This is a genomic window from Rhodobacter maritimus, from assembly GCF_058747975.1.
Window position 1 is genome coordinate 3,289,566 of sequence record NZ_CM179095.1, and the last position, 11,768, is coordinate 3,301,333.

Genomic DNA, 11,768 nt, shown 5'->3' on the forward strand with positions numbered 1-11,768 from the left:
CTGATGCTGGGCGGCCCGCTGCTGGCCCAACCGGCGGACCTGCCCCTGCCGCGCGCCGTCATGGATGCCGATTACGCCCCCGTCGACATGGCCGAGGCGATGCTGGGGCGCGATCTGTTTTTCGACCCTGTCCTGTCGGGAAATCGCAATATCTCTTGCGCAAGCTGCCATCATCCGCGCTTTGCCACCTCGGACGGGTTGCCGCTTGGGCTTGGCGAAGGCGGCATCGGCCTTGGGCCTGCGCGCCGGGCCGATCCGGCCAACCTGCCCGAGCAGCGGATTCCGCGAAACTCCCCCGCGCTGTTCAATCTTGGCGCGCTGGAGTTCACGCGCCTCTTCCATGACGGCCGGATCGAGGCCGATCCCGCCCGCCCCTCGGGCCTGCGCACCCCGATGGAGGAAGAGATGGTCACGGGCTTCGTCTCGGTCCTGTCCGCGCAGACGATGTTTCCCGTGCTGTCACCCGACGAGATGGCCGGCCATTACAGCGAGAACGATATCTCGAAGGCCGTCCGCTCGGGCCGGATCACGGGGCCGGGCGGGGCCTGGGACCGGATTTCCGCGCGGGTGGCGGCCCTGCCCGCCTATCGCACGCGGTTCGAAGAGATCTACCCCGAGATCGCCGCCGGGCGCCCCATCGCCTTTACCGACATTTCGAACGCAATCGCCGCCTTCATCGCCGCGGAATGGCGTTCGGACAGCAGCAGGTTCGATGCGGTTTTGCGCGGAACAGAGACGTTTTCAGCGACCGAAGCGGAAGGGGCTGCCCTGTTCTTCGGCCCAAAGGGATGTTCGGAATGCCATTCGGGCCCGTTCCAGACGGATCACGATTTCCATGCCATGGCCGCGCCCCAGATCGGGCCGGGCAAGGCCGAACGCTTCGAGAACCACAGCCGCGATGACGGGCGGTTCCGCGTGACCGGGCAGCCCGGCGATCGCTTTGCCTTCCGCACGCCTTCGCTGCGCAATGTCGTGCAGACCGGCCCCTGGGGGCATGCCGGGGCGCATGCCGACCTGCGCGCCTTTCTGGCCGATCACGCCGCGCGGTCCGAAGGGCTTGCGCAGTATCGCCGCGATGCGCCCCTGCCCGATCTGCCGGGAACCAAGCCGGACTGGGCCATCCTTGACGCCCCCGCCGAGGTTGCCGTGATCGCCGCCGCCGCCGGTCCGGGCCAGATGCTGAGCACGGCCGAGCTGGACGCGCTGATGGCCTTTCTTGCCACGCTGTCCGATCCGGTGGCCCTCAGGGGGCGCATGGGCATTCCCGAAACCGTGCCAAGCGGCCTGCCCGTCGACCGCTAACCCCCGCGGGGGATCGCGGTGACGCGGTTCAGCGGAACGACCTGCCACGGCCCGGCGGTGCCATCAGGCCAGATCACGCGAACCTCGGCCCGGTCGGCCCGGCCCAGCCCGAAATGCAGCGGTAGGGCCTGCCCGCCCGCGTGACCGCCGCCCACGGTGACCTCTTGCGCCTGAACGCCCGCTTCGCTTCGCAGCTCCACCCAGGCGCCGACGGCGTTGCGGTTGGGGGCAGGCATCATAGGCTCTATTCCAGCCCAATTTCCCGTTTCCACCGTGGTATTGCGCCAGATTTCCATTGCGGCGCGGCGGTTGACCACGACGATATCCAGGCGCCCGTCACCGTTCAGATCGGCAAGCGCCGCGCCCCTTGCCCGCGCGGTGGTGGCGATGCCGGCATCAAGCGCCGCTTCGGTGAAACTGCCATCGCTGCGCTGCATCAGCAGGTTGTTCGGGTCGTGCATCGCGTTGCCGGGCATCTGATCCACATTCCCCTTGGCGATGAACAGATCCGCACGGCCGTCATTGTCGACATCGCCGAATTCGGCATGCCACCCGGTCGAGGGGCGCCCGTCATCGCCCAGAAACGGGCGCTGCGCATAAGTGCCGATCGTGTAGGGCGCGTTCTCGAACCTGTCCCCGCGATTGATCTGCAAAAGCTGATCGCCCATCGAGGTCATCATAACCTCGGGCAGGCCATCGCCGGTCAGATCCCGGCTTGCGATGCCCATGCCCCAAAGCGACACGCGCGCCCAGTCCTCACGCTCAGACAGGGGCGACAGGCGGAACATCTGCTCGTATCCGCCGCGCACATAGTAATGCCGGTCGTTCGAAATGCGCAGCTCGGGCGTGCCCGCGCGCCGCCAGTCCGAGATCAGCATGGAAAGCGCGCAATATCCCGGCGAAATCGGCTCTGTTTCGGCATAATTTGTGCTGTCTGGCCGCAGGATGTCATGGCTGTCACAGGCCTCGAAGGGGCCGTCCGGGTTGCTTCTGTCGACATAATTTCCAAAGACCAGCGTGGGGCGGGCCTGCCCCTTCTCCCATGTCGCGCTGAAGGCGGTGGTCCAGGCGTCGCGCGGGGGCAGACCCCAGCTTTCGGTGGCATCGGCAAAGCTGCAATCGCCACCGCCGCGCAGGATCAGGTTCGGACCGACCCGCAGCACCACCAGATCCATCGCCCCGTCGCTGTCGATATCCAGCGGATAGGCGCCCGTCACGCCGGTCAGATCGGCCCGGCCCGCGCGGTCGAAGCGGATCGGGCCGTCCGGGGCGCTGCGGTTGACGAAAAGCGCCGCGGGCCCGGCCCCGCCCGCCGCGAAAAGATCAGGCAGCGCATCGCCGTTGCAATCGAAGACGGCCACGCCGCCGCCCACGAAATGCTCCCACCCGCCGGAATAGACATGCGGGGCGGGCAGGCCGGCGCTGTCATCGGTGAAAACCGGGCCGGCCGCGGCAGGAAAGGCCAGAAAGAGGCCCCAGACCCCCTTCATTGCGCGGCCATTTCCCGCGCCGGGCCAAGCAGGCCCGCCGTCACCTCTTGCAGCGCCAGGGCTGCGGCGCCATGCGCCCACAGAAGATCGCCCCAGGCATGGGTCTCGATCCGCGGGGCGGGGCGGCCGGTATTGAGGCACATGCCCGTCATCTCGGACAGGGTTTCCTTGGCATAGAGATAGTCATAGCGCATCCGCTCGCCCGACAGGATGATCAGCTCGGGGTCGAAAAGGTTCACGACATTCGACAGGCCAAGCGCCAGATAGCGCCCGGCGCGGTGAAAGATCGAACGCGCCGCGGCATTGCCGGCCTTGGCATGGTCGTAAAGGCTTTCCAGCAGAATCCCCACGGACTGGGTTTCACGATGGGTCAGGTTCAGCGCGGTCTGCGCCTCGCGCACAAGGGCGTAATCGGCGACATAGGCCTCGAGGCAGCCCCGCTGGCCGCAACGGCACAGCGCGCCGTCAAGCTGCACCTTGGTATGGCCAAGCTCCATCCCAAGGCCCTGCGCCCCGCGATAAAGCCGGTGGTTGATGACGAAGCCCATGCCCAGGCCATGCTCGATCGTGACCACGGCGAAATCCGAAAGCGTCCGCCCAGCCCCGAACCACAGCTCGGCCAGGGTCACGAGGTTGGCATCGTTGTCGATATGCACGGGCAGGCCGAACCGGGCGGTGGCCGCAGCGGCCAGCGGCACACGCCGGGTGGACAGGACCGGGGACCAGTGCACGATCCCGCCAGGGCTGTCGACAAAGCCCGGCACGCCAAGGCCGACCGCGCTCAGATCCGCGCGGACGATCCCGGCTTTTGCGCAGATCCGGTTCAAAAGCGTCTCTGTTGCATCCAGAATTGCGGCAAGATCCATCGCGCCGGGCACGCGCGCAATCGCCTCGTCGGCAACCAGGTTCCCGGCGAAATCCACGATCACCGCGGTATGTTCACGATCCGAAAGCTTGATCCCCGCCACATAATGCGCCCCCGCCCGCACCCCGAGCGCGGTGGGCGGGCGGCCGCGCCCGCCCTCTGCCTCGCGCGCGGTGCGGACCTCTTCGAGATAGCCCGCCTCGATCAGTTCCGAGGTGATCGTGGTGACCGATGCGGGGCTGACCGAAAGCTCCTTGGCAAGCTGGACCCGCGCGATCTGCCCCGCGGCGCGCACACGCTCGAATATCTGCTGGCGCAGGGGGCGCGCGGTTTCCGACAGGGGCGGAATCAGCGGGCCGCAACCCGGCGCGGGTTTGCGCCTGCGTGGCATGGCGCTTCTTTCGGCCCGCTCCATTAGTTCACCCCGCAAATAAAAGTTATCGCATGTAGCCCATTATTCATACTATCCATGCCGCAATGCGGCAGATTTTCAGTCATCACGCGCATATTCCCAGATTGCCCCGGCATTTTTATTTTGACAACTAAATTTATTACGCGCAGGCTCCTATCATCCCCGCGAATCTGCCGGGGCAGGCCTCCGTGGCCGTGTAACGGGAGGAAAACATGCACAAGACCATTCTGGCCGCCGTCGCCCTGACGGCAGGCTTTGCAAGTTCCGCATTCGCCGACATGACGGTCGGCGTGTCCTGGTCCAACTTTCAGGAAGAGCGCTGGAAGACCGACGAGGCGGCGATCAAGTCGGCGCTGGAAGCGGCCGGGGCCACCTATGTCTCGGCCGATGCGCAATCGTCCTCGGCCAAGCAGCTGTCGGATATCGAATCGCTGATGGCGCAGGGCGTCAACGCGCTGATCATCCTTGCGCAGGACACCGCCGCAATCGGCCCCGCCGTCCAGGCCGCCGCCGACGAGGGCATCCCCGTCATCGCCTATGACCGCCTGATCGAAGACCCCCGCGCCTTCTACCTGACCTTCGACAATGTCGAGGTCGGCCGGATGCAGGCCCGCGCGGTGTTCGAGGCCGCGCCCAAGGGCAATTACGTCATGATCAAGGGCTCGCCCACCGATCCGAACGCCGATTTCCTGCGCGGCGGCCAGCAAGAGGTGCTGCAAGCCGCCATCGACGCGGGCGACATCACCATCGTGGGCGAGGCCTATACCGACGGCTGGCTGCCCGCCAACGCGCAGCGCAACATGGAACAGATCCTGACCGCGCAGGACAACAAGGTCGATGCGGTCGTCGCCTCGAATGACGGCACGGCGGGCGGCGCCATCGCGGCGCTGACGGCGCAGGGCATGGTCGTTCCGGTCTCGGGCCAGGACGGGGATCACGCCGCGCTGAACCGGGTGGCGCTTGGCACCCAGACGGTCTCGGTCTGGAAGGACGCGCGCGAGCTGGGCAAGGCCGCGGGCGAGATCGCCGTGGCCCTTGCCGGCGGCACCGAGATGACGGCGGTCGACGGCGCGATGGAATGGACCTCTCCGGCGGGCACCACCATGACCGCGAAATTCCTGGCCCCGATGCCCGTCACCAAGGACAACCTCGGCGCGGTTGTCGATGCGGGCTGGATCACCAAGGAAGCACTTTGCCAGGGCGTGAGCGGCGGCCCCGCCCCCTGCAACTGAGCCCGAAGGCGGCCCCGGCATTTCCGGGGCCGCCACGCCAGGACGGCCCCCGGCCGCACCTTTTTTGCGGGAACATACCATGACCCAATCGGCCAATCGCCAGACACAGGGCGCAAAGCGCAGCCTTTTCCAGACACTCGAACTCGACACCCGGCTTCTGGGCATGATCGGCGCCTTCGTGCTGCTGTGTCTGGTGTTCAACATCGTGACCGACGGGCGCTTCCTGACGCCGCGCAACATCTTCAACCTGTCGATCCAGACCGTCTCGGTGGCGATCATGGCCACGGGAATGGTGTTCGTGATCGTGACGCGCCACATCGACCTGTCGGTGGGGGCGCTGCTGGCAACCTGCTCGGCGGTCATGGGCGTGTTCCAGGTGCAGCTTTTGCCGCAGGCGCTTGGCCTTGGCATCGGCCATCCGCTGATCGCGCCCGTGACGATGGTGGCGGGCATGGCGACGGGGGCGCTGATCGGCGCGTTCAACGGCTGGCTGGTGGGGTATCAGCGCATTCCGGCCTTCATCGTGACGCTTGGCGGGCTTCTGGTGTGGCGCAATGTCGGCTGGTATCTGACCGACGGGCAGACGCTTGGCCCGCTGGATTCGCATTTCCTGCTGTTCGGCGGGATCGAAGGCACCCTTGGCGCGACGCTGTCCTGGATCGTGGGGATCGCGGGGGCCGGTTTCGCGGTCTGGGTGATCTGGCGCGCACGGGCCGACAAGCTGCGCCACGAATTCCCGGTCAAGCCCGCCTGGGCCGAGGTCACGCTGGCCGGGATCGCCAGTGCCGCGATCCTTGGCTTCATCTGGATCCTGAATTCCTACGAGGTGCCCGCCGCGCGCCTGCGCCGCGCCTTCGAGGCCCGCGGCGAGACCATGCCCGAGGGCCATTCCGAAGCCTTCGGCCTGCCGGTTTCGGTTCTTCTTCTGCTGATCGTGGCGGTGGCCATGACGATCGTGGCGCGGCGCACGCGGCTGGGGCGCTATATCTTCGCCACCGGCGGCAACCCGGACGCAGCCGAGCTGTCGGGGATCAACACGCGCCTCCTGACGGTGAAGGTCTTCGCGCTCATGGGGTTTCTGTGCGGCCTTTCGGCGATTGTCGCGCAGGCCCGCCTTGCCAACCACACCAATGACATCGGCACGCTGGACGAGCTGCGCGTGATCGCCGCCGCCGTCATCGGGGGCACCGCGCTTGCCGGCGGGATCGGCACGATCTACGGCGCGATCCTGGGGGCGGTCATCATGCAGTCGCTGCAATCGGGCATGGCGATGGTGGGGGTCGACGCGCCCTTCCAGAACATCGTCGTTGGGGCGGTTCTGGTCTTCGCGGTCTGGGTCGACATCCAGTATCGCAAACGCACGGGGGAAAAGGTATGAGCACCGAACGCGGCACGCCTCTGGTCGAGATGCGCGACATCTCGATCGCCTTCGGCGGCATCAAGGCGGTGGACCATGTGTCCATCGACCTGCATCCCGGCGAGGTCGTGGGCCTTCTGGGCCATAACGGCGCGGGCAAGTCCACGCTGATCAAATGCCTCTCGGGCGCCTATCAGATGGATACGGGCGAGATCTTCATCAATGGCGCAAGGGCCGAGATCCGCAATCCGCGCGACGCGCGCGCGCTCAATATCGAGACGATCTACCAGACGCTGGCGCTTGCCGACAATCTCGATGCCGCCTCGAACCTGTTTCTGGGGCGCGAGCTGGTGACACCGGCGGGATTTGTCGACGACGCCCGGATGGAGGCCGAGACGCGGCGGATCATGGGGCGGCTCAACCCCAATTTCCGCAAGTTCAAGGACCCGGTCAAAGCGCTTTCCGGCGGCCAGCGGCAATCCGTGGCGATCGCGCGCGCGGTCTATTTCAACGCCAGGATCCTGATCATGGACGAGCCGACGGCCGCCCTTGGCCCGCAGGAAACCCAGATGGTGGCCGAGCTGATCGAGGAGTTGAAGGCCCAGGGCCTTGGCATCTTCCTGATCGAGCATGACATCCACAACGTCATGAAGCTGTGCGACCGCGCCAGCGTGATGAAGAACGGCCAGCTTGTCGGCACCGTCAACGTCAACGAGGTCACCGACGAGGATATCCTGGGCATGATCATCCTGGGCAAGAAGCCCGACGGGGTGGCAGGCTGATGTATCTCGGGCTGGATCTTGGCACCTCGGGGCTGAAGGCCGTCCTGATCGACGCGGATCAGAGCGTGCTGGCCGAGGCGTCGGCGCCCCTCAAGGTCTCGCGCCCGGCGGATGGCTGGTCCGAGCAGGCCCCCGCGGACTGGATCGGCGCGGCCGAGACGGTTCTGGGACAGCTGGCCGCGCATGGCCTTGGCGCGGTGCGCGGGATCGGGCTTTCGGGGCAGATGCACGGGGCGACGCTGCTTTCGGCCTCGGACGATGTGCTGCGGCCCTGCATCCTGTGGAACGACACCCGCGCCCATGAAGAGGCCGCCGAACTGGACGGTGATCCGATCTTCCGGCGGCTGAGCGGCAATATCGTCTTTGCGGGCTTTACCGCGCCGAAACTGGTCTGGGTCGCGCGGCACGAACCCGCGATCTTCGAACAGGTGACCCGCGTGCTTCTGCCCAAGGATTACCTGCGCCTGTGGCTAAGCGGCGAGCATGTGGCCGAGATGTCCGATGCCGCCGGCACAAGCTGGTTTGATACCGGCGCGCGCGACTGGTCGGACGATCTTCTGGCCGCGTCGCGGATGACGCGCGCGCAGATGCCCCGGCTGGTCGAAGGCTCCGAGGTGTCGGGCACGCTGCGCGCCGAGCTGGCGCAGCGTTTCGGCATGCGCCGCGATGTAGTGATTGCCGGCGGCGGGGGCGACAATGCCGCCTCGGGCATCGGGGTGGGGGTGGTGCATGCGGGGCAGGCCTTCGTGTCGCTTGGCACCTCGGGCGTGCTTTTTGCCGCCAATGACGGCTATCGGCCCGATGCGGCCAGCGCGGTGCACACCTTCTGCCATGCGCTGCCCGGCACATGGCACCAGATGGGCGTGATCCTGGCCGCAACCGATGCGCTGAACTGGTTTTCGCAGCTTGCGGGCGTTCCGGCACAGGATCTGACCTCGGGGCTCGGCGCACTTGCGGCACCCGGAAAGACCCGCTTCCTGCCCTATCTGGGCGGAGAGCGGACCCCCTTGAACGATGCCGCGATCCGCGGCGCCTTCATCGGCCTGGAACATGCCACGGACCGCGCGGCCGCAACGCGCGCCGTGCTTGAAGGGGTGACCTTCGCCATCCGTGACTGCCGCGATGCGCTTGCCAGCACCGGAACCACGCTTGCAAGCCTTCTGGCGGTGGGGGGCGGATCGCATTCGGACTACTGGTTGCAGGCCATTGCGACCGCGCTCGACATGCCGGTATCGGTTCCGGTCGCGGGCGATTTCGGCGGGGCCTTCGGCGCGGCGCGGCTTGGGCTGATGGCGGCCACCGGCGCAGGGGCCGAAATCGCCACCCAACCCCCCGTTTCCCGCGAGATAGAGCCTGTTTCGGCCCTGAAATCCGCATTTGACGACGGCCATGCCCGCTATCGCGCGGCAGCGGCAGCAATCCGAGGACTGACATGACCGAGTTTTTCAAGGGCATCCCGCATCTGCGTTACGAGGGGCCAGACAGCCGCAACGAATTCGCCTTCCGCCACTACGACCCGGACGAGATCGTCATGGGCCGCCGGATGGAGGATCAGCTGCGCTTCGCCGTTGCCTGGTGGCACAGCTTCGCCTGGCCCGGCGGCGATCCGTTCGGCGGCCAGACATTCGAGCGGCCCTGGTTCGGCGACACCATCGCCCTTGCCAGGATGAAGGCCGATGTCGCCTTCGAGATGTTCGACATCCTGCAAGCGCCCTTCTTCTGTTTCCACGATGCCGATATCCGCCCCGAGGGCCGGGATTTCGCGGAGAACACCCGCAATCTTGAAGAGATCACCGACTATATCGGCACGAAGATGGAAACCTCGCGCACCAAGCTGCTTTGGGGCACGGCGAACCTCTTTTCCAACCGCCGCTTCATGGCCGGCGCCGCCACCAACCCGGACCCCGAGGTCTTTGCCTGGTCGGCCGCGACGGTGAAGACCTGCATGGATGCCACGCAAAAGCTGGGCGGGCAGAACTATGTCCTGTGGGGCGGGCGCGAGGGCTACGAGACGCTTCTGAACACCGATCTGGGCCGCGAAACCGAACAGATGGGCCGGTTCCTGAGCATGGTCGTCGATTACAAGCACAAGATCGGCTTCAAGGGCGCGATCCTGATCGAGCCAAAGCCGCAGGAGCCCTCAAAGCATCAGTATGATTACGACGTGGCCACGGTTTACGGTTTCCTCAGGCGTTTCGGCCTTGAAAACGAGGTGAAGGTGAATATCGAACAGGGCCACGCCATTCTGGCCGGTCACAGTTTCGAGCATGAGCTGGCGCTTGCGGCAAGCCTCGGGATCCTCGGCTCGATCGACATGAACCGCAACGACTATCAGTCGGGCTGGGATACGGACCAGTTCCCCGACAGCGTCCCCGAGATGGCCCGCGCCTATTACGAGATCCTGCGGGCGGGCGGATTCACCTCGGGCGGGACGAATTTCGACGCCAAGCTGCGCCGCCAGAGCCTTGATCCCGAGGATCTGATCCTGGCCCATTCCGGCGCGATGGATGTTTGCGCGCGGGCGCTGAAGGCCGCGGCCGCCCTGCTGGAAGACGGTGCGCTGGAGGAAAACCGCCGCGCCCGCTATGCCGCGTGGGACACCCCCGAGAACAAGGCGATGCTGCATTCGGACCTTGCCACGATCGAGGCGCGCGTGCGCGGCGAAGGCATCAACCCGCAGCCGAAATCGGGCCGGCAGGAGCGCCTTGAGAACCTGTGGAACCGCTTCGTCTGAGCGCAGGTTTCCCGCCATTTCCTGCCGGAACAGAGACGAAAAGGCCCCGGACGGATGCCGGGGCCTTTCCTGTTTCTGGATGCGTCAAGGTCATTTCAGGCGCGACACGACATTGTCGGCGAAAGCCTCGATCATCGCGCTGTAATATTGCGCGCTGTCCATCGTCAGCGTCGAGATATCCGTGCCCTCGGGCAGGAACACCATCGCATCCTTGAAGGCGACATCCAGCGAATAGGAATCGAACTTGGAGTTGTCGCTTTCGCTGGTGATGTTCACCTGCCCGACAAGGCGCGATTCCGCCATGTCGGTAACGTTGGCCCAGGTGCTTGCCAGCTCGATCTCGTCGATATCGACATGGATCTCGGAGCCGTCGGCATCGGGGCCGACAAGGCGCTCGGGCGCCAGACGGGCCGCGATCGCGGTTTCAAGATCGGGCTCGAGATTGGTCCAGTAGGTGGCCGCAGCGGGGTTCTCGATCGCGGTCAGGTCGGTGGTCACGTCGATCAGCTTGACCGGCGTGTCCTGGGCCTGGGCGGCGCTTGCAAGGAACAGGGCGGCGATACCTGCGGAAACGGATTTTCTAAGCATGGTCTTCTCCTGCATCGTTGGGGGCGGCATGTGCCCGCCCGGATGCAGATAAAACGCGTCAGCCCCGGCACGGTTCCCGCACGATGCATCACGAAAACAAGAGAAAACCCCGAACTTCTTCGGGGTTTCAAATGCTTGCAAAAAGGCGCGCGTCAGGATGCCAGGGTCTCGGTCGAGGCAAAGAACATCGCCTGGCTCAGCGCCGAGCGGACCTGATCCTCGCTATAGGGCTTGGTGATCAGGAAGGCCGGCTCGGGCCTGTCGCCGGTCAGCAGCCGTTCGGGGAAGGCCGTGATGAAGACCACGGGAAGCGTGTCGAACTGCCCGAAGATGTCCAGCACCGCGTCGATGCCGGACGAATTGTCGGCCAGGTGGATATCGGCCAGGATCAGGTCCGGGCGGTCCTTCGCGGCCAGGCGCACGGCCTCGTCGCGGGTGCGGGCGATGCCGGTGACGGCGTGGCCCATCTCTTCTACGATCGAGCGGATGTCCATGGCGATGATCGCCTCATCCTCGATGATCATGACGCGGCCCGCGATCGCGCGCTCCATCTCGCGCTGCGCGATGGCGATCAGTTCGGCGGCCTCATCGGCATCACAGCCCATGATCGCGCCGATCTGGTCAGGGCGAAACCCCTCGATCGTGTGCAGCAAAAGCGCCTCGCGCGTGTTCGGGGTCAGTTGCGCCATATGCTCCTGCGCGCGGGCGGAAAGGGGATCGTCGGGTGTGCCCAAAGGCGCCCCGGCCGAGGTCCAGACAAGGTGAAAGGCCCGGAACAGGGCCTGTTTTACCTCCGAAGCGGGGTCGAAGGGCCGGTCTTCCGCCAGGATCGCCTCGAGCGTGGCGGCCGCGAAAAGATCCCCGGTCTGCTGGCTGCCGGTCAGCGCGCGCGCATATCGGCGCAGGTAGGGAAGGCTGGCGCCGATGGCACCGGCGATGTCGTTGGGCATGAAAACTCCCCTTTCATGTTTTTCGGGAACCGAACGCCGTGGCGGAACGTTCGGTT

Annotated in this window: 10 protein-coding genes; 6 read left to right on the forward strand and 4 right to left on the reverse strand. The window is 66.0% G+C overall.

What is annotated here, in order from left to right:
• Positions 1 to 3: 3 nt before the first annotated feature.
• A complete protein-coding gene (locus tag AC4PTO_RS16450) occupies positions 4 to 1,302 on the forward strand; it encodes a cytochrome-c peroxidase (protein WP_492730321.1) in 1,299 nt (432 codons plus the stop codon).
• Here the strand turns inward: AC4PTO_RS16450 and AC4PTO_RS16455 are convergent.
• A complete protein-coding gene (locus AC4PTO_RS16455) occupies positions 1,299 to 2,792 on the reverse strand; it encodes a CRTAC1 family protein (RefSeq protein ID WP_492730322.1) in 1,494 nt (497 codons plus the stop codon). The genes AC4PTO_RS16450 and AC4PTO_RS16455 overlap by 4 nt on opposite strands.
• Entirely contained in the window at positions 2,789 to 4,048 is a 1,260-nt protein-coding gene (locus tag AC4PTO_RS16460; RefSeq protein WP_492730324.1) for an ROK family protein, read from the reverse strand. Before AC4PTO_RS16460 ends, AC4PTO_RS16455 begins: the two co-directional genes overlap by 4 nt.
• A gap of 233 nt (positions 4,049 to 4,281) precedes the next feature.
• Here AC4PTO_RS16460 and xylF point away from each other — a divergent pair, with 233 nt between their 5' ends.
• The 5 genes from xylF (at position 4,282) to xylA (ending at position 10,174) form a co-directional block, all read left to right on the forward strand.
• Positions 4,282 to 5,301, forward strand: a complete 1,020-nt coding sequence (xylF, locus tag AC4PTO_RS16465; RefSeq protein WP_492730326.1) for a D-xylose ABC transporter substrate-binding protein — start codon at positions 4,282 to 4,284, stop codon at positions 5,299 to 5,301.
• 79 nt (positions 5,302 to 5,380) lie between these two features.
• Positions 5,381 to 6,679, forward strand: coding sequence for a sugar ABC transporter permease (locus AC4PTO_RS16470; RefSeq protein WP_492730328.1), 1,299 nt, complete (start codon positions 5,381 to 5,383; stop codon positions 6,677 to 6,679).
• Positions 6,676 to 7,440, forward strand: coding sequence for an ATP-binding cassette domain-containing protein (locus AC4PTO_RS16475; RefSeq protein WP_492730330.1), 765 nt, complete (start codon positions 6,676 to 6,678; stop codon positions 7,438 to 7,440). Before AC4PTO_RS16470 ends, AC4PTO_RS16475 begins: the two co-directional genes overlap by 4 nt.
• Positions 7,440 to 8,876, forward strand: a complete 1,437-nt coding sequence (gene xylB, locus AC4PTO_RS16480) for a xylulokinase (RefSeq protein ID WP_492730332.1) — start codon at positions 7,440 to 7,442, stop codon at positions 8,874 to 8,876. Before AC4PTO_RS16475 ends, xylB begins: the two co-directional genes overlap by 1 nt.
• Positions 8,873 to 10,174, forward strand: a complete 1,302-nt coding sequence (gene xylA / locus AC4PTO_RS16485) for a xylose isomerase (RefSeq protein ID WP_492730334.1) — start codon at positions 8,873 to 8,875, stop codon at positions 10,172 to 10,174. Before xylB ends, xylA begins: the two co-directional genes overlap by 4 nt.
• Before the next feature lie 90 nt (positions 10,175 to 10,264).
• On the opposite strand, the gene AC4PTO_RS16490 is transcribed toward xylA, so the two are convergent.
• Both AC4PTO_RS16490 and AC4PTO_RS16495 read right to left on the reverse strand, forming a co-directional pair.
• Entirely contained in the window at positions 10,265 to 10,762 is a 498-nt protein-coding gene (locus AC4PTO_RS16490; protein WP_492730336.1) for a hypothetical protein, read from the reverse strand.
• A gap of 152 nt (positions 10,763 to 10,914) precedes the next feature.
• The gene (locus AC4PTO_RS16495; protein ID WP_492730337.1) at positions 10,915 to 11,712 is read right to left on the reverse strand and encodes a response regulator; all 798 of its coding nucleotides are present in this window, start codon (positions 11,710 to 11,712) and stop codon (positions 10,915 to 10,917) included.
• Between the last annotated feature and the right edge of the window lie 56 nt (positions 11,713 to 11,768).

Coding starts and splice junctions, on each gene's coding strand:
- AC4PTO_RS16475 (WP_492730330.1), top strand. CDS start 6,676: ATGAGCACCGAACGCGGCACGCCTCTGGTCGAGATGCGCGACATCTCG.
- xylA (WP_492730334.1), top strand. CDS start 8,873: ATGACCGAGTTTTTCAAGGGCATCCCGCATCTGCGTTACGAGGGGCCA.
- AC4PTO_RS16495 (WP_492730337.1), bottom strand. CDS start 11,712: ATGCCCAACGACATCGCCGGTGCCATCGGCGCCAGCCTTCCCTACCTG.
- AC4PTO_RS16460 (WP_492730324.1), bottom strand. CDS start 4,048: ATGCCACGCAGGCGCAAACCCGCGCCGGGTTGCGGCCCGCTGATTCCG.
- xylF (WP_492730326.1), top strand. CDS start 4,282: ATGCACAAGACCATTCTGGCCGCCGTCGCCCTGACGGCAGGCTTTGCA.
- AC4PTO_RS16450 (WP_492730321.1), top strand. CDS start 4: ATGCTGGGCGGCCCGCTGCTGGCCCAACCGGCGGACCTGCCCCTGCCG.
- AC4PTO_RS16490 (WP_492730336.1), bottom strand. CDS start 10,762: ATGCTTAGAAAATCCGTTTCCGCAGGTATCGCCGCCCTGTTCCTTGCA.
- AC4PTO_RS16470 (WP_492730328.1), top strand. CDS start 5,381: ATGACCCAATCGGCCAATCGCCAGACACAGGGCGCAAAGCGCAGCCTT.
- xylB (WP_492730332.1), top strand. CDS start 7,440: ATGTATCTCGGGCTGGATCTTGGCACCTCGGGGCTGAAGGCCGTCCTG.
- AC4PTO_RS16455 (WP_492730322.1), bottom strand. CDS start 2,792: ATGAAGGGGGTCTGGGGCCTCTTTCTGGCCTTTCCTGCCGCGGCCGGC.